At 44.9% G+C, this 22,187-nt stretch carries 24 protein-coding genes; 21 read left to right on the top strand and 3 right to left on the bottom strand.

The window, feature by feature from the left end:
* Positions 1–146 precede the first annotated feature (146 nt).
* From ACWI_RS08950 to ACWI_RS08940, 3 genes are all read right to left on the bottom strand, one after another.
* Positions 147–551 (bottom strand): formylmethanofuran dehydrogenase subunit E family protein, encoded by a 405-nt coding sequence (locus tag ACWI_RS08950; protein ID WP_070371094.1) that lies wholly within the window; start codon positions 549–551, stop codon positions 147–149.
* Positions 552–613: 62 nt separating this feature from the next.
* On the bottom strand, positions 614–1,972 hold the full coding sequence (locus ACWI_RS08945; protein ID WP_070371093.1) for a PFL family protein: 1,359 nt from the start codon (positions 1,970–1,972) through the stop codon (positions 614–616).
* Between the two features lie 11 nt (positions 1,973–1,983).
* On the bottom strand, positions 1,984–2,253 hold the full coding sequence (locus ACWI_RS08940) for an ACT domain-containing protein (RefSeq protein WP_070371092.1): 270 nt from the start codon (positions 2,251–2,253) through the stop codon (positions 1,984–1,986).
* 271 nt (positions 2,254–2,524) lie between these two features.
* Here ACWI_RS08940 and mraZ point away from each other — a divergent pair, with 271 nt between their 5' ends.
* From mraZ to ACWI_RS08835, 21 genes are all read left to right on the top strand, one after another.
* Positions 2,525–2,956, top strand: coding sequence for a division/cell wall cluster transcriptional repressor MraZ (gene mraZ, locus ACWI_RS08935; RefSeq protein ID WP_070371091.1), 432 nt, complete (start codon positions 2,525–2,527; stop codon positions 2,954–2,956).
* Complete coding sequence (gene rsmH / locus ACWI_RS08930; protein ID WP_070371090.1) at positions 2,957–3,913, top strand: 16S rRNA (cytosine(1402)-N(4))-methyltransferase RsmH; 957 nt, start codon at positions 2,957–2,959, stop codon at positions 3,911–3,913.
* Positions 3,914–3,928: 15 nt separating this feature from the next.
* Complete coding sequence (locus ACWI_RS08925; protein WP_070371089.1) at positions 3,929–4,312, top strand: hypothetical protein; 384 nt, start codon at positions 3,929–3,931, stop codon at positions 4,310–4,312.
* 60 nt (positions 4,313–4,372) lie between these two features.
* Complete coding sequence (locus ACWI_RS08920) at positions 4,373–6,781, top strand: PASTA domain-containing penicillin-binding protein (RefSeq protein WP_070371088.1); 2,409 nt, start codon at positions 4,373–4,375, stop codon at positions 6,779–6,781.
* A 156-nt stretch (positions 6,782–6,937) separates the two neighbouring features.
* Positions 6,938–8,320, top strand: a complete 1,383-nt coding sequence (locus ACWI_RS08915; protein ID WP_070371087.1) for a UDP-N-acetylmuramoyl-tripeptide--D-alanyl-D-alanine ligase — start codon at positions 6,938–6,940, stop codon at positions 8,318–8,320.
* Complete coding sequence (mraY, locus tag ACWI_RS08910) at positions 8,311–9,285, top strand: phospho-N-acetylmuramoyl-pentapeptide-transferase (protein WP_070371086.1); 975 nt, start codon at positions 8,311–8,313, stop codon at positions 9,283–9,285. Before ACWI_RS08915 ends, mraY begins: the two co-directional genes overlap by 10 nt.
* Positions 9,286–9,296: 11 nt before the next feature.
* Positions 9,297–10,658: a UDP-N-acetylmuramoyl-L-alanine--D-glutamate ligase gene (gene murD / locus ACWI_RS08905; protein WP_070371085.1), complete on the top strand. Its 1,362-nt coding sequence runs from the start codon at positions 9,297–9,299 to the stop codon at positions 10,656–10,658.
* An 18-nt stretch (positions 10,659–10,676) separates the two neighbouring features.
* Positions 10,677–11,816, top strand: coding sequence for a putative lipid II flippase FtsW (gene ftsW / locus ACWI_RS08900; RefSeq protein WP_070371084.1), 1,140 nt, complete (start codon positions 10,677–10,679; stop codon positions 11,814–11,816).
* 3 nt (positions 11,817–11,819) lie between these two features.
* Positions 11,820–12,923, top strand: coding sequence for an undecaprenyldiphospho-muramoylpentapeptide beta-N-acetylglucosaminyltransferase (gene murG / locus ACWI_RS08895; protein ID WP_070371083.1), 1,104 nt, complete (start codon positions 11,820–11,822; stop codon positions 12,921–12,923).
* Positions 12,923–13,768, top strand: coding sequence for a cell division protein FtsQ/DivIB (locus ACWI_RS08890; protein ID WP_070371082.1), 846 nt, complete (start codon positions 12,923–12,925; stop codon positions 13,766–13,768). The genes murG and ACWI_RS08890 overlap by 1 nt, the downstream gene beginning before the upstream one ends.
* Before the next feature lie 267 nt (positions 13,769–14,035).
* On the top strand, positions 14,036–15,088 hold the full coding sequence (gene ftsZ, locus ACWI_RS08885) for a cell division protein FtsZ (RefSeq protein WP_035356806.1): 1,053 nt from the start codon (positions 14,036–14,038) through the stop codon (positions 15,086–15,088).
* 5 nt (positions 15,089–15,093) lie between these two features.
* Positions 15,094–15,576 carry a transcriptional regulator NrdR gene (gene nrdR, locus ACWI_RS08880; RefSeq protein ID WP_070371081.1) on the top strand — a complete coding sequence of 161 codons (483 nt, stop codon included), beginning with the start codon at positions 15,094–15,096 and terminating at the stop codon, positions 15,574–15,576.
* Entirely contained in the window at positions 15,563–16,111 is a 549-nt protein-coding gene (locus ACWI_RS08875) for an NUDIX hydrolase (RefSeq protein WP_070371080.1), read from the top strand. The genes nrdR and ACWI_RS08875 overlap by 14 nt, the downstream gene beginning before the upstream one ends.
* A 212-nt stretch (positions 16,112–16,323) precedes the next feature.
* Positions 16,324–16,965, top strand: a complete 642-nt coding sequence (locus ACWI_RS08870; protein WP_070371079.1) for a site-2 protease family protein — start codon at positions 16,324–16,326, stop codon at positions 16,963–16,965.
* Positions 16,966–16,967: 2 nt separating this feature from the next.
* Entirely contained in the window at positions 16,968–17,705 is a 738-nt protein-coding gene (locus ACWI_RS08865) for a segregation and condensation protein A (protein ID WP_070371078.1), read from the top strand.
* Positions 17,695–18,345 carry an SMC-Scp complex subunit ScpB gene (gene scpB, locus ACWI_RS08860; RefSeq protein WP_070371077.1) on the top strand — a complete coding sequence of 217 codons (651 nt, stop codon included), beginning with the start codon at positions 17,695–17,697 and terminating at the stop codon, positions 18,343–18,345. The genes ACWI_RS08865 and scpB overlap by 11 nt, the downstream gene beginning before the upstream one ends.
* A gap of 14 nt (positions 18,346–18,359) precedes the next feature.
* Positions 18,360–19,049: a pseudouridine synthase gene (locus ACWI_RS08855; RefSeq protein ID WP_070371107.1), complete on the top strand. Its 690-nt coding sequence runs from the start codon at positions 18,360–18,362 to the stop codon at positions 19,047–19,049.
* On the top strand, positions 19,046–19,444 hold the full coding sequence (locus ACWI_RS08850; RefSeq protein WP_070371076.1) for a hypothetical protein: 399 nt from the start codon (positions 19,046–19,048) through the stop codon (positions 19,442–19,444). Before ACWI_RS08855 ends, ACWI_RS08850 begins: the two co-directional genes overlap by 4 nt.
* The gene (gene mnmM / locus ACWI_RS08845) at positions 19,434–20,015 is read left to right on the top strand and encodes a tRNA 5-(aminomethyl)-2-thiouridylate-methyltransferase MnmM (RefSeq protein WP_175440927.1); all 582 of its coding nucleotides are present in this window, start codon (positions 19,434–19,436) and stop codon (positions 20,013–20,015) included. The genes ACWI_RS08850 and mnmM overlap by 11 nt, the downstream gene beginning before the upstream one ends.
* 2 nt (positions 20,016–20,017) lie before the next feature.
* On the top strand, positions 20,018–20,920 hold the full coding sequence (locus ACWI_RS08840; RefSeq protein WP_070371075.1) for a MurR/RpiR family transcriptional regulator: 903 nt from the start codon (positions 20,018–20,020) through the stop codon (positions 20,918–20,920).
* A 23-nt stretch (positions 20,921–20,943) separates the two neighbouring features.
* Positions 20,944–22,179, top strand: a complete 1,236-nt coding sequence (locus ACWI_RS08835) for a BaiN/RdsA family NAD(P)/FAD-dependent oxidoreductase (RefSeq protein WP_070371074.1) — start codon at positions 20,944–20,946, stop codon at positions 22,177–22,179.
* Positions 22,180–22,187 lie beyond the last annotated feature (8 nt).

The raw sequence follows: 22,187 nt of genomic DNA, 5'->3' as shown, positions 1-22,187 counted from the left end.
TTATAGGTTTATTGGTTGCCTATAGTATACCATATCAGCGTCGCCAGCTGGTATCATAAATCGGTGATCGCATAGCGATTAAAAAACACCGCCACCACAGTGATTAGAGACTGAGCTTGACGGTGTTATTAAAAATATCGAGGGAATTAAGCCTGTTCAGGCAATTCAAAATGGGGTTTTTCAAAATCAAATAAATTTGATGCATCAGGTTCATTCAGCAGGAAGTCTTCCATTTCATCACGCTCCATTGCTGGCAGCTCTTTTAAAATCAACCGGACACTCGCACCGGTGGTTTGATTAAAAACCGAAAAAGCCTGTTTTCCACCTTGAATGAAAAACAGATTGCCTTTTTGGCCAGTGCATTCCAGCACCACCCGGATTCCATCAACACTGCAGGATTCATTCTCGGCGACACAGACAATTTTGTCATTGCTGCTCATATCGAGCGAAAGCGCTTTGATCGCTTCCAGCGAAGCCCGGACGCCAATCGCCAGGCCCGGACAGTGATGTCCGTGAAAGGTTACACATTTTTCCCATAATTCTTGATTCATTTAGTTACTCCTTGTATAAAACAGGAGACCTGCTGTTGCAGGCCTCCTGGGTTGATCCGTTGTTAGTTTTTAAAGCTGTGAATCGGGGCTGGGATCTGACCGCCACGATTTACAAAAACTGAACAGTCATTTTTATTGATGGGCATAATCGGAGCTCGTCCCAGAAGGCCACCAAATTCGGCAGTATCGCCGACGTCTTTGCCATAAACGGGAATTACCCGAACCCCGGTGGTTTTATTGTTGATGACGCCGATGGCGGCTTCATCAGCTAAAATACCAGAAATGGTGGAAGCTGGGGTGTCACCCGGGATGGCGACCATATCGATCCCAACTGAACAGACGCTGGTCATGGCTTCCAGTTTATCAAAGGTCAGAGCGCCGCATTCGACTGCTTCAATCATCCCTTCGTCTTCACTGACCGGGATAAAGGCGCCACTGAAGCCACCTACCGAGGTGGATGCCATAATACCACCTTTTTTAACGGCATCATTAAGCATCGCCAGTGCTGCGGTAGTCCCATGGGTACCACAATGTTCCAGGCCCATTTCTTCCAGAATTCGAGCCACGCTGTCGCCGATTTCGGGAGTTGGTGCCAGGGATAAATCTAAAATACCAAAGGGGACATTCAGGCGTTCAGCGACCGTTGTGCCAACCAGATGACCGGCTCGGGTAATTTTAAAAGCGGTTTTTTTGATAATTTCGGCCATTTCGCCAAAGGAAGCGTCCTGGGCTTTTTCCAGGGCCCGCTTGACAACACCGGGGCCGCTGACCCCGACATTGAGAACCGATTCCGCTTCGCCGACGCCGTGAAAGGCGCCAGCCATAAAGGGATTGTCTTCGACGGCATTGGCAAAGGCCACAAACTTGGCACAGCCGATCGAATCAGCATTCCGGGTCAGGTAGGCGGTTTCTTTAATCACCTCACCCAGTCGTTTAACAGCGTCCATATTAATACCGGCTTTTGAGGAACCAAGATTAACCGATGAACAGACGCAATTGGTGGTTGCCAGAGCTTCAGGAATGGAGTCGATCAGAATCCGGTCGCCTTTGGTGAAACCCTTGGGAACCAGGGCTGAAAAACCGCCGATAAAGTTAATCCCGACGGTTGCGGCAGCGGCATCGAGGATTTTGGCGTATTCAACATAGTTAAGATCATCACTGCTACCAGCGATGAGTGATATCGGGGTCACCGAGATGCGTTTATTGACAATCGGGATGCCCAATTCATTTTCAATCCGCTCCCCTTCTTTAACCAGGTTTTCGGCTAAGCGCGTGATCTTATCATAAATTTTCTGGCGGCTTTTGGCTCCGGAGGAATCAATGCAATCCAGCAATGAAATTCCCATGGTGATGGTACGGATGTCCAATCGCTCTTTTTCAATCATTCTTACCGTCTCAAGGACGTCTTTAAACATTGCCATAATCAGGCCGCCTAAATGGTGTGCATGGCATTGAAAAGATCTTCATGCTGAATGCGGATTGACATCCCGATGTCTTCGCCAACGGTTTCCAGGGCGTTTTTCAGGACATTAAAATCGACAGACATATTTGACATGTCCACCAGCATGATCATGGTGAAAAAATCATGCATAACCGTCTGGCTGATGTCTTCGATATTGACTTCATTTTCAGCCAGAATTTTAGATACATTATAAATTATTCCGGTGCGGTCTTTTCCAATAACCGTAACTACTGCTCTCATTTAAAATAACTCCTTAATTTTCATTATTTTATTAGTTTAAACCAAAACGGATACAATCACAAGTTTTAATGTAGAAATTAAGAACAATCAGTAACAGGCGAATTTATTTTTAAGCTATTTGATGTAAAATCAATACAAATGTAGGGAATTTTTAACAAAATAAATCTTTGTTTTTTGCTTAATAGCCGCTTTCGTAACTTGTGAAGGGTGGTGGAGTGTGGTATAATGTGGAAGAAAATGGAAGAGTAAAGTAAGAAGGAGGAGGATCTGAATGTTTTTTGGAGAGTATGAACATAATATCGACGACAAGGGACGATTGATCATTCCTTCAAAATTCAGAGAATCTCTGGGCGGAGAATTTGTTCTAACAAAAGGACTGGATTGCTGCCTGTTTGTTTTTTCCATGGAAGAGTGGGGTAATTTTGAAAGTAAATTAAAAGCACTGCCGGTATCGGATAAAGATGCCCGGGCGTTTACCCGATTTTTCTTTGCTGGTGCTGCTGACTGCGAATTGGATCGACAGGGTCGAGCCAGCATACCACTTTCTTTGCGAAAATATGCAAAAATTACCAAAGAGGTAACCATTATCGGGGTGTCAAATCGCCTGGAAATATGGGACAGTCAACTGTGGACGGACTATAACGATAATGAAGACTTAAACTATGAGGACATTGCCAATAACATGGCAATGCTGGGAATATAAATGAAACCACAAACATTTTCACATACCACTGTATTATTGCGGGAATCCATTGACGGTCTGGACATCAAACCAAAAGGCATCTATGTGGATTGCACTCTGGGTGGTGGTGGCCATTCTCAATGGATTTGTGAGTCACTCGATGAAAGCGGCATTTTGGTTGGCATCGATCAGGATGATTTTGCTTTGGAGTATGCGAAGAATCGCTTGGCGGCCTTTGCCTGTCAGCGACATTTTGTAAAAAGTAATTTTGCCAGTTTAGCCAAGGTTCTAAAGGGCCTCCATCTCTTTGGGATCGACGGTATTCTATATGACCTCGGGGTTTCGTCATTTCAACTGGATGACGATACCCGAGGCTTTTCTTATCATAACGATGGTCCGCTGGATATGCGGATGAACCAGTCGGCAGATTTAACCGCCGAAATGGTGGTAAATGACTACGCTCCCGGAGAACTAAAAAAAATACTATTTCTTTATGGCGAAGAAAAATTTGCCAGTCAAATTGTAAAATCCATCGTTAAAGCCAGAACGCTTAAACGAATCACTACCACGCTGGAATTAAGTGAAATAGTTAAAAATGCATATCCGCCCAAGGAACGTTTTAAAGAAAAACATCCCTCACGTAAAACCTTCCAAGCTATTCGACTGGAAGTCAATGGGGAACTAAAGATATTGGAAGATGCCTTGAACCAGGGGCTGGAAGCCCTCAAACCAGGCGGCAGAATGTGCGTGATCACCTTTCATTCCCTGGAGGATCGGGTAGTCAAGCAACTGTTTAAAGATAAAGCCAACCCCTGTACCTGCCCTGCAGATTTTCCCCAATGTGTTTGTGGAAAATTGCCGGTGGTAAAACTTATTTCCAGAAAACCAATGGTCCCAGGGGCTGATGAGCTGGAAGAAAACCGACGTTCGCGTAGTGCTAAGCTGCGGATTGTCGAAAAGCTGGGAACAGAAAGTTAAACAAAGGAGTGTTCCATGGCAACTACGCAAAAAAGAGTTAAAATGCCGAAACAAAACAGGAAGCGGATGACCACAAGTTCATATGTGATGATCATTGGCCTGTTAGCGTTTGTGGCGATGATCGGCATCTTGTTTCAACATGCCGTCATAACCGAAAAAAACACGGAGATCCGGGAGCTTCAGAAAACACTGGAGGATGCCGTACAGGTTAATGACAGCAAAGAAGGTCAGCTGGTCACCAACATGAACCTTCAATCGATTGAGGCCCAGGCCAGAGGTTATGGGATGACTGAGCCGGTTCAGGAGCAATACCGGCGGGAGCTGGTAACTGAAAAAGCAGACGAATCACTGATGACAGACTCACAAATTGTCAGAAGCTGGTTTGAAAATTTGTTTTAGTTAGGGTTTATTTAAGCTGAATCAGGTAAGCTTAGCTAAATAAAAATGTGGAGAAAAAATGTGAATATAAAAAAGAAGGCACAACGAGAGATTGGACCGGTCGGCAAGCAGAATCGCATTATGATTGCCATGGTTGTACTTTCATTGTGCTTAATTATTGTTATTGGGAAATTATTTTCCCTGCAAATTGTAAACTCAACCGGAAAATATGAACGGCAAGTTGATCAGCTTGTTGAAGAAGTGCCAATCAAGGCATCCCGGGGCGACATTTATGACCGAAACAAAAATGTGCTGGCCAAGGATTCTTCGGCTACGGCAGTTAACGTCATTCCATATGAGGTCGAAGACCCGGAACGTCTGGCCAAAACACTTAGTAGCAAATTGGGCTTGAAGATTGAAGAAATTCAGAAAAAGATCTCCGTTCTGGAGAATGATATTGTTGAGGTAAAAACTGGGATCAGCCAGGGTGCGGCGGTCATTGTGCTCAGTCATAACTTTGCCGGGGTGACGGTTGAAGATGGTACCTTGTATTTTGAACCGATTAATATAAAAGATCCCGAGGCAGTAGCATCGGCAATTGCTAAAGATCTGGATTATAATTATGAAACGCTCTATGACAAAGCCACCCGAAAAGAAAACCAGCCGGTGCTGATTTTAGGGAAGGTGGACAACGCCCTGGCACTGGAAATCAAAGAATCGGAAGCGATTAAGGATGAAGATGGCGAAATCGAGAGTTACAATGGCATTGAACTGCTGGATGATTACCGGCGGTATTATACCAACGGGAACTTCGCCTCCTATATTCTCGGTTTTACCGGTACCGATTATAGTGGACTCTATGGTGTCGAAGCAACTTATGAAGATGTCTTAAGTGGTGAAGACGGGGTTGTTTATTTTCAGAAAGATGCTGATGGCAACCAGATTCCATCCCAAACCAAAATATTAAAAGAACCGGTTCAGGGGGAAGATATTGTCTTAACCATCGACAGTAATATTCAGCTGATGGCTGAAAAGGCGGTGGAAGAAGCGGCAGCAACCTGGAAAACAAAGAGTGTAACGGCGATCGTGATGGAAACAAAAACCGGTGAAGTGGTGGCCATGGCCACCACTCCGGATTATAACCTTAACGATCCGTTTACCCTGGATGCCAATTTTGCAGCTACCCATGCAGCGGATTTGACGGGCAAAACCGAGCAGGAAAAACTGGCTGAGATGTATAAAAATCAGGCCGTCAGTTTTATCTACGAACCCGGTTCGACCTTTAAAGCCCTGACCGGGGCGGCTGCTCTGGAAGAAGGGGTAGTTACCCCAGATACGGTGGTTTATTGTGGGGGATCGATTCAAATTGGTGATGCTGTAATCAACTGCGCGACTGGGCCCCATGGCAGTGTTACCGTATCGGATGCCATTGCCCATTCCTGTAATCCCGGACTGGTACAGATTATTGAAAAATTGAACCCCGATGTTTTCTATCAGTATGTCTATAATTTTGGACTGGGTGAAACCACTGGTATTGAGTTGGATGGTGAGGAAGCCGGGATTGTCAATCGTTTGTCCACCGCAAATGGTGGTGTCAACGAAGTCGATTATGCGACCTTTTCATTTGGGCAGGGTTTGGCAGTAACGCCAATTCAAATCGTCAGTGCCTTGAACTGTGTTGTCAATAATGGCTATTATGTCAAACCGACCATTATTTCCAGTGAAACCAAGGGACAGGCAAGTGAGTCCCCGAAACAGATTATTTCAAAAGAAACATCGGCTGCCACCAGAGAAATCATGCGCAAGGTGGTGGGTTATGATGCCGATATGACTGCACTCTCAGAAGGTTACAGCATTGGCGGGAAAACCGGGACGGCTGAAAAGTTTATCGATGGTGAGTATTCCAGTTCCAAGTATGTTACTTCCTTTTATTGCTTTTCCCCGGTGGAAGATCCCAAGTATTCGGTGTACGTCGTATTGGATGAGCCGGCGGCAGGGGCCTATGGAAGCACCAGTGCAGCGCCAACTGCCATCAGTCTGATCAAACAGGCCCTCAATTATAACTCGGCAGATACCACCCTCAGTGGCGCAGCAACTGAAGAAATTCAAAAAGGAACCATCACGGTGCCCGACCTGGTCGGACAGAACATTGATTTTGCAGCCAGTATTCTTAATGAAAAGGGAATAAAATATGTCGTTGATCCAGCCACCAGCGGTTCCACAGTGGTCAGTCAAAGCTTACCCACCAATTCGGTTTACGATCCGAATAGTGAATTGATCCTGGCTTTGGGAAATGATGACAGTACGGCAGCTGGAACGGTCATTGTTCCTGACTTAAAAGGGTTATCGATTCAAAGTGCCAATGAAATCCTCACGGGATTAGGACTTAAGCTTAAGATAACCGGGAATGGTTTTGCATCAAGTCAGACACCAGCTGCAACAACGGTTGTGGAAAAGGGCAGTGACGTCAGCGTAACATTTACCCCATAAAAGATGAAAAGAAAAGCGAGGGGGAAATCCTTGCTTTTCTTTATGTTTAAAGTTTGATATAATATCTAGGTCTTTTTGGGCAACGTGTTTTGTTGGTAAGGACGGCACAACGCCGATGAACGGACTCAAATACGAAAGAAAGTTCAGGTAGTATCCATGGAAAGTATCAGTATTGATGAAATACTTCAGATAACCCGGGGAGGATTGCTCCAGGGTAATCCCGCAATGTCGATTACAAATGTGGCCATCGACAGCCGTAAAATTAATAATAATGCATTATATATCCCCATTATCGGGGAAACCAATAACGGTCATGATTACATCAGTCAGGCCTTTTCAAATGGTTCGATGGTTTGTCTGACTCAGGAGCGAAACCGCTCCTTCCCAGCGAAAATGACGGTCATTTATGTGGACTCCACCCTGGCGGCGATGAAAGCATTGGCCAGCTTTAACCGGCATCGTTACAATCTGCCAGTGATTGCCATAACTGGCAGTAGTGGCAAGACAACCACCAAAGACCTGGTGGCCGCAGTGCTGTCGCAAAAGTTCAATACGTTAAAAACAGAAGGAAACTTCAATAATGAGTACGGTATTCCCCAGACCTTATTTAATTTGGGACCAAATCATCAAATCGCCGTGATCGAAATGGGCATGGATCATCTGGGAGATATAAAAAAATCAATCGAGTTGGTGGATCCATCAATCAGTGTGATCACCAATGTTGGTCTGAGCCATATTGAACGCTTGGGAACCCAGGATAATATTTTCCTGGCCAAAAAAGAAATTCTTCAAACCTTAACTGCTGATGGTGTAGCCTATGTAAATGGTGATGATGATTTTTTGAAGAAAATAAAAACAGAGAAGCGTCCTTACCAGGTTAGAACCTTTGGTATTGATGGGGAACATGCTGTTAAAGCCACCCACTATACATCAACTCAAGCGGGCCTGAAAATCCAGGTGGCCTGGGAAGAACGCAAAGAAGTCTATACATTTAACTACCCTGGCAAACATAATGTTTATAATTGCCTGGTAGCGATCGGTTTGGGGTATTTTTATGGAATGACTCAAGCAGAAATTCAAAGCGGGCTGGACGCTTTTGTTCCCAGCGGCAATCGGATGGATATTTTCACGATGGGCTCAATTAAGGTGATAAATGACTCATACAATGCCAATCCGGATGCCATGAAAGCCTCGCTGGATGTTTTAGCGGCGCTGGGGAGTGACTACCAGCGAAAGATTGCCGTTCTGGGGGACATGCTGGAAATGGGCGAACATGGACCGGCAGCCCATGTTGAAGTAGGAAACTATGCCAGGGATAAAGCAGAGCTTCTGATTGGTGTTGGCCAGCTGGGACAGGCGATTTGTCAGGGTTATGATCATGCCGGAAGCGTCTATCAGGTTGCCGATGCACTGGCGGCCGGGGCCTGTTTAAAAGAGCTTATTGAGCCGGGCGATATTATTCTGATCAAAGCATCCCGGGGTATGCGATTGGAACGGGTGATTGATTTTATCAAGGAAGGTGGAAAAGAATGGAAATGACAAGTTTGCAAACAGGGTTGATTAGTCTACTGATTTCCTTTTTGGTTGTCTATTTTGTGACACCCCGCTTTATCCCGATGCTTAAACGCCTGAAATTCGGGCAGGCGATCCGGGAAGAAGGCCCGCAAAGCCATCTGGAAAAATCGGGGACGCCAACCATGGGGGGCCTGGTGATTCAATTGGGCGTTCTGGTGGCGTTTATTGTTTTATCGGCGTTGATTGGAAGCTGGGATTTTTTTCCGATTCTGGTGATGCTCTATTTTGGTTGTGTCGGATTTATTGATGATTATATTAAGGTCGCAAAAAAACATAATCTGGGACTGCGGGCCTGGCAGAAAATGGCACTGCAATGTATTGGTGCGCTGGTCATTGCCCTCTATGCCTATTATTCACCAGCCATTGGTTCGGAACTGGTGATACCCTTGCTGAATCGGACTGTTGATTTTGGAATCTGGTATGTACCTTTTACTTTTTTTGCCGTGGTATCAATTGTCAATGCGGTTAATTTAACCGATGGTTTGGACGGATTGGCGTCAGGCGTTACCCTGATTGTTGCCATATTCTTTTTTGTGGGTTCACTGATTTTGCCCCAGGCCAATACCAGTATTTTTATTGGTGCCATCATTGGTGGCTGTTTGGGCTTTTTAAGACATAATTCCAATCCGGCGGACATTTTTATGGGAGACACCGGTTCCATGGCATTAGGCGGAGCGGTGGTGGTGATGGCCATTATCACCCAGTTGCAGATTTTTTTGCTGATTGCTGGAGCACTGTTTGTCATCGAGGCCTTATCGGTTGTCATTCAGGTGGGCTATTTTAAATCCACCGGGGGAAAGCGATTTTTTAAGATGGCTCCGATTCATCATCATTTTGAATTGTCAGGCTGGAGCGAAACCCGGGTTGTCACCGTTTTTTGGGTCGCCACCGCTATTTTTGTAACCATTGCATTTATTTGTTTAGGATAGGAGAACGCATTATGAGAAAAAGGACTCTGGTGATCGGAGCCGCACGGAGTGGGGTTGCTGTCACCGAATTATTGTTAAAACACGGTGAAGCAGTGGTGTTAACGGACACCCGGGCAGCAGGAATTGTTTTAAAAGAGTTTCCCCAGATTCTGGATTATGAAAAAAACCCCAATTTTGAATCGATTTTTGGAATGCAACCAGGCCTGGAGATTTTAAAGGTAATTGATGAAGTGGTGGTCAGTCCGGGAGTTCCTCTGATCATCCCAATTATTCAAGCGGCCTACGAACAGGGTATTCCTGTCACTGGAGAGGTTGAAGCGGCCTATCGATTGACAAGAACACCTTTTATTGCGGTAACTGGAACCAATGGAAAAACCACCACCACAACGCTGCTGGGCGAACTATTCAAAGCTTCCGGCCGGGGAACCTATGTGGTGGGAAATATCGGCGATCCGATTACCAACTATGTCGACAGCGCTACCGCCGATGAAGTCTTTGTGACCGAGATCAGCAGCTTTCAACTGGAGACCATTCATACCTTTAGGCCCCGGGCGGCAGCGATTCTCAATCTGACCCCTGATCATCTGGATCGTCACCTGACGATGGAGAACTATGTGAATGCCAAGGGACGAATCTTTGAAAATCAAACCAGTGAAGATCTGCTGGTACTCAATGGCGATGACCCCTTAGTCTGCCAATTGGGCGAAAAGGCAGTTTCTAAAAAAGCAGTGTTCAGTTATCAAAAAACGGTTGCTTATGGTGCCTGGTGTTTAAATGGCGAAATCTATATCAATGACGGCCAGGAAAAGATCTTTGTTTGTCGGGAAGATGAGCTGGGCATCATCGGGCCCCACAACACCATGAATGCTCTGGCAGCACTGACTCTGGCTTATTTTTCAGACGTTCAGTTGGATGTTATTGTCGAGGTGCTGAGAAGCTTTAAAGGCGTGGAACATCGGTTGGAAATGGTTGGCTGTTTTGCAGGGGTGACCTATATCAACGATTCTAAAGGGACCAACACCAATGCCACCATCACGGCGCTCAATGCGGTAAAAGAACCGATTATTCTGCTGGCCGGAGGCTATGATAAAAAAGAAGATTATTCTGAGCTGATGGAACTGGTAGCAAAACGAGTTAAACTGCTGATTGTCTTAGGCGTGACTGCCGATGACCTGATTAAAGCGGCTAAGGCCAAGGGCGTTTTAGCCATCACCAAGGTGGACAATTACGAGGAAGCGGTTGCCTGTGCCAAAGCACAAGCAGAGTCCGGCGATACCGTCTTGTTATCGCCTGCCTGTGCCAGCTGGGATATGTTTGACAATTATGAGATCCGCGGTCGGGTATTCAAGCGATTGGTGACCGAAAATCAATAAGAAACCGAGGAGTAAACCATGAAGAATGGAAAAATAGATCGCCCCTTTTTGATTGCTTTGATGATATTAGCGGGTATTGGGGTGATTATGGTATTCAGTGCCAGCATGTACTCATCCACAATCAGTGGTGAAAAAGGCTACGCCCTGTTCTTGAAACAACTGGTTTTTGTCATTTTGGGTGTGACTGTCATGGGGATTATGAGCAGGATCGATTACCGGATTTATAAAAAATACTATCTGGTGGGCATTGTGATTTCCGTTTTTCTATTGATTATTGTTTTAATCCCGGGAATCGGGCTGAAGGTAAATGATGCCAGGCGGTGGATCGATTTTAAAGTGACCACCTTCCAGCCATCAGAATTAGCCAAGGTTGCTGTAATACTTTATTTCAGCACCATTATTTCCCGAAAACCCGGTATTATTAAAGAAAACATGCCATTTTTATTAAATTGCATGCTGCCGCTGGGGCTGATCTGCGGGCTGACGGCCATTGAACCATCGCTAAGTGCAGCCATGGCCATTGCTCTGGCCGCCGGTGGGGTGCTTTATTTTGGCGGGATAAAATTTAAACTTTTCTACCCCTATCTGGGCTTTGGATTATTGGCGGTGGTCGGTTTAATGATCGCCGAACCCTGGCGGCTCGATCGTTTCAATGTTTTTTTGGGCAAAGGTGGGTATGATTACCAGATCTCCCAGTCGCTGTTAGCGATTGGGACGGGTGGAATTTTTGGCCGGGGCTTGGGTAATGGCAAACAGAAGTATCTGTTTTTACCGGAGTTACAGAATGATTTTATCTTTGCCAACATCGCCGAAGAATTCGGTTTTATTGGCTGTTTGCTGGTTTTGGGGCTGTTTGCCTTTGTCATCTGGCGGGGCTTTCAGATTGCCCAAAAATCTCAGGACACCTTCGCCTATCTGTATACCAGCAGTGTTATGCTGCTACTGGCATTTCAGGTATTGGTTAATATTGGGGTGGCTTCAGCCATTATCCCGGTAACCGGGATGGCCCTGCCTTTTATCAGTGCCGGTGGGTCCTCGATGGTTATTCTATTCGGGATGATGGGGCCGATTCTGAATATTTCCAGAAATGTTGATCTTGGCAAGAAATTGGAGCTGACCAGAAAACCAGCGGCGAAAAAGAAAAAGATTGTGAGGTAGACGGTGAAAGTACTGATTGCAGCTGGCGGAACCGGGGGACATATTTATCCGGGACTGGCCATTGCTGAAAAGATAAAAACAGAAAATCCCGGCGCCGAGATTATTTTTATTGGATCACTGGTTGGGATGGAAAAAAATATAATTCCCCAGTATGGCTATCCGATTGAGTATATTCGGGTCAGGGGCTTTGAACGAAAAGCTTCCCTGGAAACTCTGGCAGCGATTAAAGGAATTTTTGACGGACTCAGCGATGCCAAAAAAATAATTGCCAAACATCAGCCCGACCTGGTGATTGGTACTGGCGGCTTTACCGCTGGACCCCTGCTTTTAATTGCCAGTCGTCGAAAGATCAAAACGATGATTCATGAACAGAATGCCTACCCCGGGAAAACAAATTTGATGCTGGGCAAACGGGTCGACCGAATTGCCATCAGTTTTAATGAGGCAAAACAATACTTTCCCGGAGAAGGCACCTTTCTGGCCGGAAACCCGGTGCGGGCAGAATATTATCAGATCAACCGCTGCGAATTGCGAAAGCACTTAAACCTTTCTGATGCTCAAAAAATGGTGCTGATTATGGGTGGGAGCCAGGGTGCTGGCTCCATCAATCAGAGTGCGCTATCGCTGATTGCATCATATCAGAATCGGGAGGATCGGGTCATTTATCATTTGACCGGGAAAGATCAGTACCAGTTGATCAAAAAAGAAGTTCAAAACCTGGGGCTTTTCCCATCCGGTCATATTTTCGTTGAAGCTTACAGTAATGAGGTGCATCGTCTTTTAGGGGCGGCGGATCTGGTGATCAGCCGTTCGGGTGCCATGTCAGTGGCGGAAATTCAAGCGGTGGGAGTACCTTCAATTCTGGTACCTTACCCAATGGCCGCCGGAAACCATCAGGAATTCAATGCCAGGGTGATTACGGATCCGGGCGGCGGGGTTCTGATTAAAGACAAAGATCTGACTGGAGCGCTACTGATTCAAACGGTTGAAACGCTGTTGGATGACGAAAAAAAACGTCAGACTATGGGTCAAATTACCAAAGCGCTCAGTATAAATAATGCCGGAGATCGGATTTATGATGAAATCAAGAAATTAATGGAGAATTAATGAAACGATCAAAGAAGAAGAAACCCAAAGAAAAAATCATCAATAAACCGCAAAACCACGAGCCGACAAAGCAGGAACTTCGGGAGCAACGGCGTCGGCAACGAAAGGCCAATAAGCGAAAACGGATCATGAAAGGGCTGACTACCATTCTGGTTATTTTAGGGGTAATTGGTGCGATCAGTTTTGGCGCTTATCAGGCTGTTAATCTGGGAATATTTAATGTTGCTGAAATAGAAGTGGTTGGAAATGAGATTGTTGATACTGAGACCGTTGTAAAAGCATCAGGCATCAACGTGGGCGAAAGTATTTTTTTGATCGATGTCAATCAGGCAAATTACAATATTAATGCCCTGATGAATCTGGATGAATTGGAAATTTCAAAGATCATGCCCAATAAGATTCTGATCCGCATGGTTGAGTCGGTACCGATTTGTGCAGTCAATTATGATAACAAGGTTTATTATCTCACTGAAGACAAAAAACTGATTGAAGACGGGGAGTATTTAAGAAAAACGGATATCCCATTAATTTTTGGCAGTGATGCGGTATCGATATCGGAGATCGGTAAGGAAGTGGTGGTTGAGCCCTACTGGCGCTTTGATACCGTTATGAATATTCTGAAAGATTTGAAAAGTGATGGTAACTTGGCAAAGATTTCCGAAGTGCGGATGACGGATGTGAACACTTACGAAATTGTCACTAAAAATGGAACCGTCATTATTCTTTGGGATTATAATAATTATCTCGATAATAAGGCTTACATTCAAACCAATCTGGATAAAAACACCAGTAACATGATTATTAATCTGGCCGCAGGGACAAAACCAGTCATTAAACCCCGCTAAAGATTCTGCTACATCCCGGCATTTCGGCAAGACATTATTGTGAACAATAAAATATTAACGTTATTTTACTTAATTTATTATTCAATAGTTGAAAAATTTGTCAATAAAGGTTAATATAAAGGGGTGAACATTTCTTTAAGCCCGAATGGGGGAAAGCGATGTTTTAAACGATTAAAAGCAACTGAAATTAGCTAAGTGTTTCAGAAAAAAAGATACAAGTAATATCAATTTAGTAGGGAAAGCTGTTTAGTAAGAGGAGGAATAAAAGTGTTTGAATTAGATGGGAATTACGATAATTTTGCAAAAATTCGGGTTATAGGTGTTGGTGGTGGCGGAAATAACGCCATTAATCGCATGATTGAAGCCGGAATGAAGGGCGTGGATTTTATTGCAATCAATACCGATAAGCAAGCCCTGGCCTTAGCTTTGTCTGAAAAGAAGCTTCAAATCGGGGAAAAAATCACTCAAGGGCTAGGTTCTGGAGGAAATCCTGAGATTGGACAGAAAGCTGCTGAAGAAAGCAAAGATGCCATTGCCGATATGATCAAAGACACTGATCTCCTGTTTTTAACAGCAGGAATGGGCGGCGGAACTGGCTCTGGAGCTGCTCCGATTATTGCAAAAATTGCCAAAGACATGGGCATTTTAACCATTGGTGTGGTCACTAAGCCGTTCTCTTTTGAAGGCCGGGTGCGGATGCGTAATGCTCAGATTGCCAGTGAATTTTTACAGGAAAATGTCGATTCGCTGGTAACGATCCCAAATGATCGGCTATTAAGAATGGCCGATAAATCAACCTCGCTAAAGGATGCCTTTAAATTGGCCGATGATGTGTTACTCCAGGGGGTTAAGAGTATTTCGGATCTCATCGCTATGCCAGGTCTGATCAGCCTTGATTTTGCCGATGTTAAAACAATCATGAAAGATACTGGACTCGCTCATATGGGTGTTGGCCGGGCGACCGGCGATAACCGTGCTGAAGAGGCTGCTAAACAGGCGATTCTCAGTCCCTTACTGGAAACCCAGATTGATGGCGCAACCGGTGTACTGCTTAATATCACTGCTGGTGAAGACCTGTCATTATTTGAAGTGGATAAGGCTGCCAGCATCGCCAGAGAAGCGTCAGATCCAGATGCCAACGTTATTTTTGGGGCCACCATTGATGAATCGCTTGGCGATGAAATCAAGATTACCGTTATCGCTACCGGTTTTTTATCCGGCGGTGAAAAAGAAAAGAAGGCCGTTATTAAAAAAGTTGTCAAGAGCGCCAATGATTCCGTTGGTGAATTTTCAATTCCAGATTTTCTGACTCAAGAATAATCCCGATGAAATGTCCGTATTGTGCGTTTGATGACAGTAAGGTGGTCGATTCCCGTCCATCTGAAGAAGGAACAATGATTCGCCGTCGTCGGGAATGCAACCGCTGTAATAAACGGTTTACCACCTACGAACGGGTCGAGAATATTCCCCTGATCGTTGTTAAAAAGGGTGGTCAGCGAACAGCCTTCGATAAAAATAAGATATTTAATGGGATGATTAAGGCCTGTGAAAAACGACCGGTGCCCATTGATGCGATTAAAACAGTGGTTGATGATCTGGAACGGAGTCTGTACCAAAGCGAAATGAAAGAAGTGCCATCCTCACTGATTGGAGAACAGGTGATGGTTGCCTTAAAGAGTATGGATCAGGTCGCCTATGTCCGTTTTGCGTCAGTATATCGACAATTTAAGGATGTTGCATCATTTATGGATGAACTGGAACGATTAATTTCCGAAAAACAGACCGAGGGTGGACATGAAACAGTTTGAAAAAACCATAAAGAGCGACGTAATTTATGAGGGTCGGATTGTTAAGCTTAGAGTTGATCAGGTTGAACTTCCTGATGGTAGCTTGTCAAAGCGAGAGATTGTAGACCATCAGGGGGCAGTAGCTGTTTTGGCGGTTAAAGATGGACAGATGCTTTTTGTGAAACAATACCGGATTGCCAGTCAGCAGCTGTTGACCGAAATACCGGCCGGACTGCTGGAAAGCGGCGAAGATCCGGAAGCAGCGGCGATTCGGGAATGTCGGGAGGAAATTGGCTATCGGCCACTTAATCTTTTTAGACTGGGTGAGTTTATTCCGACGCCGGGTTATTGTACGGAAAAAATTACCCTATTTTGTTCTACGGAGTTTGTTTGGGATCCTCTGGATGAAGATCCCGATGAATTTATCCGAGTTGTTAAAATCCCCGTACGGACGGTGCGAACCCTGTTTATCAACGGACAGTTCATTGACGGTAAAACCGTGGCAGCTCTGGGTTACTATTTCACCATTGCCGCCAGAAGACTGATAGTAGAATAATAATGTTCAATGAGGATAGATGGTTTATTTCGATGCAGAGCATTAGAATAAATCATCTATTTTGTATTATACATCATCGCTTCGACTTATCTGATAAACACCTAAGCGAAGGAGCTACAAAAAAGTAAAATTGGTTTGATCAAGTGGCAGCTTCAATGGAAATGCGGTTTGAATAAATCAAAGATGCAATGTCAAATTACGAGGTAAGGATAATGTTTAATTTTACACCAGACTATTTTTATAATCTAATCTTGAGCCTTCCGGGAATACTGATTGCCATCAGTTTTCATGAAATGGCTCACGGCTATGCCGCTGATTCAATGGGGGATCCAACCCCTAAAAATGCCGGGCGATTAACCTTAAACCCGCTGAAACACATCGATCCCCTGGGATTCATCTCAATGCTGCTGTTTCGCTTTGGTTGGGCCAAACCGGTACCAGTCAATCCCGGAAATTTCAAAGATCGCAAGAAAGGCATGATTGTGGTATCGCTGTCTGGGGTGCTCACCAATCTGATTTTGGCATTTTTAGGAATGGCTGCCTATCTGGCAGTGGTTCCGCTTAACAATGAAGTATTGATGCTGGTGCTGCAGTATATTTATATTTACAATATTATGTTTGCGGTCTTTAATATTATTCCGATTCCACCGCTGGACGGATCCCAGATTCTGGTTTTATTTTTACCGCCAAAAGCATTGATGACTTACTATAAATATCAGCGCTACGGCATGATTGCAATTTTTGTTCTGGCATTTACCGGGTTATTGGGACTCATTATCAATCCGGTTATTAATGGGATATCGAGCCTGTTTTTTGCGATATTACTGCCAATTTTTAATCTGATCTGGTCCTGATTATGGCATATGCAGTTAGTTTGGAGACGTTTGAAGGGCCTCTGGATCTGTTAATCAATCTGATCCAGAAAAACAAGATCGATATTTGTGACATTTCCATCGCTGACATCACCAACCAGTATTTATTGCAGATTCGCAGCTGGCAGGACATGGATATGGATGTGGCTAGTGAGTTCATTGTCATGGCGGCCAGACTGCTGGAGATCAAGGCCAAGGCATTACTGCCAAAAACCGAGACCGAGCAGGAAGACGCCGAAGATCTTCAGGCCAGATTGGTTCGTCAACTGGTGGAATATAAGGTCTTTAAAGAGATCAGTCGTTATTTTGCGTCCAGGGAGCAAGAGGAGCTTTGTGCCATTTATCGCGATCCGGAGTACATTCCACAAAATACGGAAGCGGCGCCACTGATTATTGATCCCTACGCCCTGGAACAGTGCTTTAAACGACTCTTGTTTCAGAAGGAAGAGGAGAATGAGGCGATTGCTCCGCCGCAGAAGATCATCCGGGAATTATTCAGTATTGAAGAAAAAATTGCCGAAATAACGGAGGTTCTGGTTCAGGCCGGCGATGACGGAGTCAGCTTTTCAGAGCTGCTGCATCCGAATATATCCCGGGAGGAAGTGGTGGTAACCCTGCTGTCGTTGTTGGAGATGGTTAAAACCAGCGGGCTTAGATTGCTTCAAAATCGGGTGTTTATTGATTTTCAAATACATAGGGAGGTGGAGAAAAGTGAACAGTGATGAACTGGCTGGCGTCATCGAAGGGATTCTGTTTGGTGCTGGTGATGGGGTGTCGGTGTCGGAACTGTGTCGATGTCTGGACAAACCGGTAGCGGAAGTGCAATTTGCGATGGAGATTCTTAGACAGGATTATCAATCACAAGCCAGAGGTATTCGTCTGGTTCAAACAAAGGATACCTACCAGCTTTCCACAAAACCGGAATACTATACGTACATCAAAGAAATTACCCGCCAGCAGGAAAAAACCGGTTTATCCCGGGCTGCTTTGGAAACCCTGGCGATTATTGCCTACCGTCAGCCGGTTACCCGGCTGGCCGTTGATGAACTCAGGGGAGTCAGCTCCAGCAGTGCCATTCAGCGATTGTTGGATCGGGGGTTGATTTGTGATGGTGGCCGTCTGGAAGCACCGGGTCGACCGATTCTTTATAAAACGACCAACGCCTTTTTAAAAACCATGGGCTTAAGCAGTTTAAAAGAAATGCCGGAATTTGAGGTGTTTTCTCAGGGTAAACAGGAAAGCTTTGATCTGGAGTTGCTCAAGACTGATTCGCAAAACACAGCAGAGTCCAGTGAAGCGTTGCTGGCTGGGATGCTGGAAAAAACCATGGGCGATGCCCGGATTTTGGAGGCAGCCCAGTGAGAATTCAAAAATACATGGCGCAATGCGGGGTGGCATCCCGGAGAAAATCTGAAGAATTGATCCAGAAGGGCCTGGTTATGGTCAATGGGATCACGATTCATGAGCCAGGTTTTCCGGTTGAACCGGAACAAGATGAGATTATTGTTGCCGGAACACGACTGAGTACTGCAGTAAAAATTTATGTGATGATTAATAAACCCAAAGGGGTTTTATCGACGTCAGAAGATACCCATGGTCGTCAACGGGTGCTGGATCTGGTGCCGATAAAAGAACGGCTTTACACCGTCGGACGCCTGGACATGGACACCGAAGGTCTGCTGCTGTTGACAAATGACGGCGATCTGACATTTCGGTTGACTCACCCCAGTCATGAGTTTATAAAGATCTACATTGGTCTGGTCAAGGGCTGTCCTGACAACAGCAGTCTGGAAGCCTTCCGTCACGGTATCGATATCGAGGATTACCACACTGCCCCGGCTGCCATCAAGGTGCTCAAAGTGGATCGGCAGACCAGTCTGCTGGAAATGCGGATTCACGAAGGAAAAAAACGACAGATCCGCAAAATGTGCGCAGCGATCGGTCACCCGGTCATTGACTTAAAGCGGGTGGCTGTTGGTGAGCTGACTTTGGGAAATCTAAAACCCGGGGAATGGCGGTATTTAAATCATGACGAAATTACTTATTTAAAAGGAGAAAAGCAATGATAAAAATAGGATTTCCAAGAGCGTTTAGTCAAATTCAGGCGTTGTTTCCAGAAAAAGAAAAAGAACGGGATCTATATATCGTGGCAGAGGACACAGCCAAGTCTGAAGTTTTGGGAGCCGTTCGCTTTTTTTATGGGGAAGAACAGGTCGATATTTACGAGATGATTATGACCTTTCAGGGTGATCAGGCGATGGCGGTATTTGATGGCATTATTCGAACCCTGCTTTATAAAATGGCCGAAGAAGGCTGTACCACTCTGTCAGTACAGGGGGCCACTGGCGAATTTGCTGCGTACTTCAAAGATCATGAATTTATCGAAGAAGGGGAAACGCTGATCCATCGTGATTTTGTCGGAGAGTTTTTCAAGCCCTGTGCTGGTTGCAGTGAAAAATAAGCCCTTGCGGGTCACTGACCTGGCTTGGGAATTTTTGCGACCGGTACTGAAACCGGGAGACACTGTAGTTGATGCCACCGCTGGAACCGGCCAGGATACGCTGTTCCTGAGGCAATGTGTTGGTGAAAGCGGCCGGGTTTTTGCTTTTGATATTCAGGCGGTTGCGCTGCAACAGACTAAAAGTTTGCTGGATAACAGCAAATCTGTGGACAACGTAACGCTGATATGTGATAGTCACGAATTTATAATGACGAGGTTAATAGATGCCGAAATTGAGGAGGGATCTGTTAAAGCGGTTATGTTTAATCTGGGCTATTTCCCCGGCGGTGATCCAGCTATTATTACAAAAGTTGAAACAACGATCAAAGCACTCAGTAGTGCATTGCGACTATTATCGACTGGCGGAATGATGACCATCTGTCTCTATCCGGGGCATCCCGGGGGAGCTGAAGAAGCGCAGGCAGTGATTGCCTGGGGTGAAATGCTGGAAGCTCCTTTTGTGGCCCATCATTTTCAAACATTAAATCGAAAATCCCCCCCGACATTAGTCATCATCCAGAGAACGAGGTAGAAATGAAAGATGTTTCAAGTGTAAAAGAAAGCCGGGATATTTTTTCAGCAATTAAGAAGCGCTATCCAAAGCTCAGTAAATCCCATAAATTAATTGCTGACTTTATGCTGAGTCATTATGAAAATGCGGCTGAAATGTCGGCGGTATCAGTAGCTAAAAGTGTTGGTGTTAGTGAAGCAACGGTGGTGCGTTTTTCGGTGACTTTGGGTTATGAAGGTTACCCGGAATTTCGTCGGGCGATAAAAAATGAAATCAACAGCAAGCTAACAACCATCGAGCGGATCGATATGACCTTGCGAAACGAGCAAAAAGAAAAGGCCTTGCAGGAAACAGTGCAAAATGTTTTAAAGTCAGATCTTTCAAATATCAACGCCACTTTTGAGGAATTTGACTATGAGATTTTCAAGTCCTGTATTGATCTGATTCTTGATGCCCGAAAGGTGATTATCATCGGCTTTCGGACTACCACCCTGCTAACCGAGCATCTTGGTTATTATCTTAATCTAATTTTGGACAATGTGCGGGTGGTCAATTATGGGGTGTCCGATATCTATGAGCATTTGATCCGGGTTAATGAAGAAGATGTCGTCATTGCCATCAGTTTTCCCCGTTATGCCCAAAAAACTTATGAGGCAGTTGAATTTTTAAAAAACAAAGGGGTAAAAATCATTACGATTTCTGATAATGAGAATGCCCCGATTAATGTCTTTACCCAACACCGGTTGATTGCCAAAAGCAATGTTTACTCGTTTGTGGATTCACTGGTGGCACCGCTATCGCTCATCAATGCCCTGGTGATTTCGGTGGGGCTCCGAAATATTGGTAAGACCAGAGAAACCTTTAATGAACTAGAAGAAATTTGGCGAGAACATTATATTTATACCGGCGATGAATTGGAAAAATAGTTCAGGAAAGGAAAAAATAATCAATGAGTAGGATAGCAGTAATTGGCGGAGGCCCCGGCGGCATGATGGCGGCGGTAGCAGCGGCCGAAAAAGGGCATCAGGTTGATTTGTATGACAGCAACGAAAAACTGGGAAAAAAACTGTATATCACCGGTAAAGGTCGCTGTAATTTGACCAATGCTGTTGACATTGGTGACTATTTTGACAGTATCGTCCACAATCACAGTTTTATGTACAGCGCCTTATATTCGTATACGAATGCGGATTTTATGGCCTTTCTGGAAAAACATGGGGTACCCTTAAAAACAGAACGGGGAGATCGGGTTTTTCCGGCATCGGATAAATCCAGTGATGTCATTAGCGGCTTTAAGGCGGCATTGAAACACAACTGTTGCCGGGTTTATTTAAATACTAGAATAATCGATCTGTTAATTACGAATAATATCGTCAATGGAATTGTGCTGGAAAACGGTGATATGCAGAGTTATGATGCGGTAATTCTGGCAACTGGTGGCAAGAGTTACCCATCCACCGGTTCGGACGGTAATTTTTTTCAGATCTTAGAAAAAAACGGTCATCAGATCACACCTTTGTCCCCAGGACTGGTGCCTATTAATACCAAAGAAGATTGGCCCCGAGATCTGCAGGGGCTGGCACTGAAAAATGTGGTATTAACCCTATATAAAAAAACACCAAAGGGACAAAAAAAGGTCAAGTCAATGCTGGGTGAGATGCTCTTCACCCATTTTGGAATCTCAGGTCCGCTGGTTTTATCACTAAGTTCTTATATGGTAGGGAATACCAAAGATTATTGTCTGGAATTGGATTTGAAACCGGCTTTAAGCAGTGATCAAATGGATGCCCGGATTCAACGGGACTTCCTTAAATATCAGAACAAGGATTTTGGAAATGCCCTGGGGGATTTGTTGCCATCAAAAATGATTCCGGTGATGGTAGACTTGTCGGGGATTAATCCAGCTGTTAAGGTGAATCAGATTACCAAAGAGCAGCGAAAAAAGCTGGTGGCGTGCTTTAAACAGTTAAGAATCGGCATTGCCGGTTTGCGGGATTTTAATGAAGCCATTATTACCGTTGGCGGTGTGAATGTTAAAGAGGTGGATCCGGGAACGATGGAATCAAAAAAGATTAAAAATCTTTATATCGCTGGAGAGATGCTCGATGTCGATGCTCTGACCGGTGGTTATAATATTCAAATTGCCGTTTCCACCGGCTGGCTGGCCGGAAACGCAGTTAAATAGTTTTTTGT

It is taken from the genome of Acetobacterium wieringae (assembly GCF_001766835.1).
Classification (GTDB): Bacteria; Bacillota; Clostridia; order Eubacteriales; family Eubacteriaceae; genus Acetobacterium; species Acetobacterium wieringae.
The sequence above is the reverse complement of the archived record's forward strand: the minus strand, read 5'-3'. Positions and strand labels throughout refer to the sequence as shown.

Coding starts and splice junctions, on each gene's coding strand:
- ACWI_RS08950 (WP_070371094.1), bottom strand. CDS start 551: ATGAATCAAGAATTATGGGAAAAATGTGTAACCTTTCACGGACATCAC.
- ACWI_RS08945 (WP_070371093.1), bottom strand. CDS start 1,972: ATGGCAATGTTTAAAGACGTCCTTGAGACGGTAAGAATGATTGAAAAA.
- ACWI_RS08940 (WP_070371092.1), bottom strand. CDS start 2,253: ATGAGAGCAGTAGTTACGGTTATTGGAAAAGACCGCACCGGAATAATT.
- mraZ (WP_070371091.1), top strand. CDS start 2,525: ATGTTTTTTGGAGAGTATGAACATAATATCGACGACAAGGGACGATTG.
- rsmH (WP_070371090.1), top strand. CDS start 2,957: ATGAAACCACAAACATTTTCACATACCACTGTATTATTGCGGGAATCC.
- ACWI_RS08925 (WP_070371089.1), top strand. CDS start 3,929: ATGGCAACTACGCAAAAAAGAGTTAAAATGCCGAAACAAAACAGGAAG.
- ACWI_RS08915 (WP_070371087.1), top strand. CDS start 6,938: ATGGAAAGTATCAGTATTGATGAAATACTTCAGATAACCCGGGGAGGA.
- mraY (WP_070371086.1), top strand. CDS start 8,311: ATGGAAATGACAAGTTTGCAAACAGGGTTGATTAGTCTACTGATTTCC.
- murD (WP_070371085.1), top strand. CDS start 9,297: ATGAGAAAAAGGACTCTGGTGATCGGAGCCGCACGGAGTGGGGTTGCT.
- ftsW (WP_070371084.1), top strand. CDS start 10,677: ATGAAGAATGGAAAAATAGATCGCCCCTTTTTGATTGCTTTGATGATA.
- ACWI_RS08890 (WP_070371082.1), top strand. CDS start 12,923: ATGAAACGATCAAAGAAGAAGAAACCCAAAGAAAAAATCATCAATAAA.
- nrdR (WP_070371081.1), top strand. CDS start 15,094: ATGAAATGTCCGTATTGTGCGTTTGATGACAGTAAGGTGGTCGATTCC.
- ACWI_RS08875 (WP_070371080.1), top strand. CDS start 15,563: ATGAAACAGTTTGAAAAAACCATAAAGAGCGACGTAATTTATGAGGGT.
- ACWI_RS08870 (WP_070371079.1), top strand. CDS start 16,324: ATGTTTAATTTTACACCAGACTATTTTTATAATCTAATCTTGAGCCTT.
- ACWI_RS08865 (WP_070371078.1), top strand. CDS start 16,968: ATGGCATATGCAGTTAGTTTGGAGACGTTTGAAGGGCCTCTGGATCTG.
- ACWI_RS08855 (WP_070371107.1), top strand. CDS start 18,360: ATGGCGCAATGCGGGGTGGCATCCCGGAGAAAATCTGAAGAATTGATC.
- ACWI_RS08850 (WP_070371076.1), top strand. CDS start 19,046: ATGATAAAAATAGGATTTCCAAGAGCGTTTAGTCAAATTCAGGCGTTG.
- ACWI_RS08840 (WP_070371075.1), top strand. CDS start 20,018: ATGAAAGATGTTTCAAGTGTAAAAGAAAGCCGGGATATTTTTTCAGCA.
- ACWI_RS08835 (WP_070371074.1), top strand. CDS start 20,944: ATGAGTAGGATAGCAGTAATTGGCGGAGGCCCCGGCGGCATGATGGCG.